The sequence below is a fragment of the Halomonas sp. BM-2019 genome, from assembly GCF_017584085.1.
Map to the genome: position 1 here is coordinate 1,731,222 of NZ_CP071922.1, position 3,710 is coordinate 1,734,931.

Consider the following 3,710-nt stretch of genomic DNA (forward strand, 5'->3'; position numbering starts at 1 on the left):
CGTCCTGCGCGAGCTGCGGTTGACGACCGACTGCCTGGTACACGACGGGCGCTGCATCGGCTCGCTCTCCGTCGAGGGGCGGCCCCAGGTGGGCGGCGGCTGGCGGCTGGCCCTGGACGGCAGCCTGCTGGCGGGCCAGCTCGACTACCGCCCCGGGCTGGCCCAGCCCCTGGACATCGGCCTGATGCGCCTCGCCCTGGACGGGCTGACCCCGCCGCCGGCGGCCATGGGCTCGCTGCTCGATGAGATCGCTACCCCGCCCGACCCGACGCCGCTGCCCGACTGGGTGGCTGAGCTGCCTGACGGGCGCCTGCGCATCGCCGACATCGAACGAGGCGGCCAGCGCCTGGGCCCGCTCACCGCGCTCTGGCAGGCGACGCCCGAACGCCTGACCATCGCCCCCCTGGGCCTGACCCTGGGCCAGGTCAGCGCCCGCGGCGAGCTGGTCTGGGAGGCCGCCGGGCCCGCCGACAGCCTGACCCGGGCGCGGCTCGACCTGAACGGCCGCGATCTGGGGAGCGCCATGGAGCGGTTCGGTCAGACGGCCACCATTCGCAGCGGCGAGACCCGGGTGACCAGCCAGCTCGCCTGGCCGGGGGCCCCCTGGCAGTTCGCCCTGGAGCGCTCTCGAGGCAGCGTCGAGGCGGAACTGCGCAACGGGCGCTTCGTCAACGTGGACTCCCCCTCGGCGCGGCTGGTGGGCCTGATCAACGTCGACAACCTGGTGCGCCGCCTGCGCCTGGATTTCTCCGACGTGACCGGCCAGGGCACGGCCTTCGATCGTGTCAGCGGGGCGGCGACCCTGTATGGTGGCATACTGGAGACCCGGGGGCCGGTGGTGGTCGATGGCCCGGCCACCCGCTTCACGCTGGAGGGGCGCGTCGACCTGGCGCGCCGGGAGCTGGACCAGCGGCTGGGGGTCACGGTACCCATCAGCCGCAACCTGCCCCTGGCGGCGGTGCTGGCCGGGGCCCCGGTGGTGGGCGGCGTGCTCTTCATCGCCGACCGCATCTTCGGCGATGCCATCGACAACGTGACCCGAATTCATTATCGCGTGCGGGGTCCCTGGACCTCGCCGCAGATCTCAGTGGAAAGTGCCGAATGACTGCATCCCGACGTTCCCTGCTTGACGAAGCCGCCACGATCCTGCTCACCCCGGGGGGGCTCACCCTCGACGACCTGGACCTGGGGCTCGGTCATGCTCTGGGCCCCGGCATCGACTATGCCGACCTCTACTTTCAGCGCAGCTGGCACGAGGGCTGGGTGCTCGAGGACGGCGAGGTGAAGGAGGCGAGCTACAACATCGACGGCGGAGTGGGCGTGCGATCACTGGCCGGCGAGAAGACCGGTTTCGCCTATTCCAACCAGATCACCGCCGATGCCCTGGCCGAGACCGGCCGCACCGCCGCCGGCATCGTGCGCAGCGGCGCGCGCCTGGCGCTGGCCCCGCGGGTGGTGGTGCAGGGAGACGCCCGCTACGGCGGGGTGGATCCGCTAACCGGGCTCTCCGCGGAGGAGAAGGTCGCCCTGCTCAAGGAGGCGGACCGGGTGGCCCGCGCCGTCGACCCGGCGGTGAGCCAGGTCAGCGCCTCGCTCTCCGGCGTACACGAGGTGGTGCTGGTGCGCGCCAGCGACGGCACCCTGGCGGCGGACATCCGCCCCCTGGTGCGCTTCAACGTCAGCGTGATCGCGGTGAGGAACGGACGTCGCGAGCGCGGCAGTGCCGGTGGCGGCGGCCGCTACCCCATGGCGCGGTTGCGCGACGAGGGAGCGGCCGAGCGCTTCGCCAGGGAGGCGGTGCGCCAGGCTCTGGTCAACCTGGAGGCGATCGACGCCCCGGCCGGCCAGCTGCCGGTGGTGCTGGGGCCGGGCTGGCCTGGCATCCTGCTGCACGAGGCGGTGGGACACGGCCTCGAGGGGGACTTCAACCGCAAGGGCAGCTCCGCCTTCGCCGGACGCATGGGCCAGCGAGTGGCGGCGCCAGGGGTGACCGTGGTGGACGACGCCACCCTGGCCGACCGCCGCGGCTCCATGAGCGTCGATGACGAGGGCACCCCGGGGCAGTGCACGACGCTGATCGAGGATGGCATCCTCACGGGCTACATGCAGGACAAGCTCAACGCCCGGCTGATGGGCATGGCGCCCACCGGCAACGCCCGGCGCGAGTCTTTCGCCCACCTGCCCATGCCGCGCATGACCAACACCTACATGCTGGCCGGCCAGGACGACCCCGCCGATATCCTCAGGAGCGTCAAGCGCGGCCTCTATGCGGTGAGCTTCGGCGGCGGCCAGGTGGACATCACCTCGGGCAAGTTCGTCTTCTCGGCAAGCGAAGCCTACCTGGTGGAAGACGGGGTGATCACCGCGCCGGTGAAGGGGGCGACCCTGATCGGCAACGGCCCCGAGGCCATGGGGCGGGTGTCGATGATCGGCCATGACATGTCGCTCGATACCGGCATCGGTGTGTGCGGCAAGGAGGGGCAGGGCGTGCCGGTGGGGGTTGGCCAGCCGACCCTCAAGCTCGACGAGCTGACGGTGGGGGGCACCCAGTCATGAGTGAACGTGCCAGCGTGCCGTGTGGGAGCTTGGCTTTGCCGAGCGAATGGCGCCGCCAGGCGCCCAGCGGCGTTGGTGCTTGCGGCCAGGAGCCCTTCGGTCTCCATTCGCCAGGGAAACCCTGCCTCCCACTCGCGCGCTCACGCTCGGGGGGCTGGGAGGTGGCTCCTATAGCCCCGCGGTATCGCGGATCAGCTTGAACAGCTTGCGGGCGCTGCGGATCAGCTGGCGCAGCGCCTGGCGGTCGGCGTCGGGATAGTCGGCCACGAAGGCCTCGACGGCGGGGTCGCCCTCGTCGATGAGGCGGTCCCGCCAGGCCTCCAGGCGATGGAAGGCGTGGTCGCGGCGCAGCTTCTCCTGCTCGAGCTCGTCGTAGACCGCCTTGATCGCCTCGAGGTTCTCACGGCGCATCACCTTGCCCACGTACTGCATGTGGCGCCGGCGCCCCTCGTGGGAGCGCACACGGGCGGTCTCCTCCACGGCGGCCAGCATGTCGTCGGAGAGCGGGAAGCGGGCGCGCTCGGCGGGGGTCATGGCGATGATCGCTTCGCCCAGCGCCTGCAGGGCGTGCATCTCGCGCTTGAGCTGGGACTTGCTGACGGGGTCATCTCCGTCAGTCTGGGCAATGAGCTGGCCGAGCAGCTCGCGGGGGGAGTCCTGAGACATGCCACATCCATGATTGAAGATGAAGATTTCGCACAGTATACCAGCCCGCGGCGGCGGGCTTGAGCGCAACATCACGACGATTCGGCCCGGCGGGCCGGCTGACGAGGAGAGACCCATGACACAGGCATTCGATGCCGCCGCCCAGCAGACTCTGCTGGAGACCCGCGCCCAGATGGCCCTGGAGCTGGCCCGTCGGCTCGGCGCCGACGCCTGCGAGGTGGGCGCCAGCGTGGATCAGGGTGTCGGCGTGAGCGTGCGCGAGGGTGAGGTGGAGACGGTCGAACTCTCCCGGGACCAGGGGATCGCAGTGACCGTCTACCAGGGCGCCCGCAAGGGCAGCGCCTCCTCCACCGATGCCGGCGAGGCGTCGATCCGTGCGGTGGTGGAGAAGGCCATCGCCATCGCTCGGCACACCGGCGAGGACCCCGCCGCGGGGCTGGCCGATGCCGAGCTGATGGCGCGCGAGCTGCCCGACCTCGATGTCCACC

At 71.3% G+C, this 3,710-nt stretch carries 3 protein-coding genes and 1 pseudogene; 3 read left to right on the top strand and 1 reads right to left on the bottom strand.

Annotation, left to right across the window (positions count from 1 at the left end; all coding sequences use genetic code 11):
- Together J5F18_RS08705 and tldD are read left to right on the top strand one after the other, a co-directional pair.
- The coding region (locus J5F18_RS08705; RefSeq protein WP_346301855.1) for an AsmA-like C-terminal region-containing protein at nucleotides 1-1,105 on the top strand (1,105 nt) is incomplete at its 5' end.
- Nucleotides 1,102-2,556, top strand: a complete 1,455-nt coding sequence (tldD, locus tag J5F18_RS08710) for a metalloprotease TldD (protein ID WP_346301856.1) — start codon at nucleotides 1,102-1,104, stop codon at nucleotides 2,554-2,556. The genes J5F18_RS08705 and tldD, both read left to right, overlap by 4 nt.
- A gap of 168 nt (nucleotides 2,557-2,724) precedes the next feature.
- On the opposite strand, the gene yjgA is transcribed toward tldD, so the two are convergent.
- Nucleotides 2,725-3,222: a ribosome biogenesis factor YjgA gene (gene yjgA / locus J5F18_RS08715; protein ID WP_346301857.1), complete on the bottom strand. Its 498-nt coding sequence runs from the start codon at nucleotides 3,220-3,222 to the stop codon at nucleotides 2,725-2,727.
- A 172-nt stretch (nucleotides 3,223-3,394) separates the two neighbouring features.
- On the opposite strand from yjgA, the pseudogene J5F18_RS08720 reads away from it, so the two are divergent.
- Nucleotides 3,395-3,710 (top strand): annotated as a pseudogene (locus J5F18_RS08720) (DNA gyrase modulator); the annotation flags it as partial.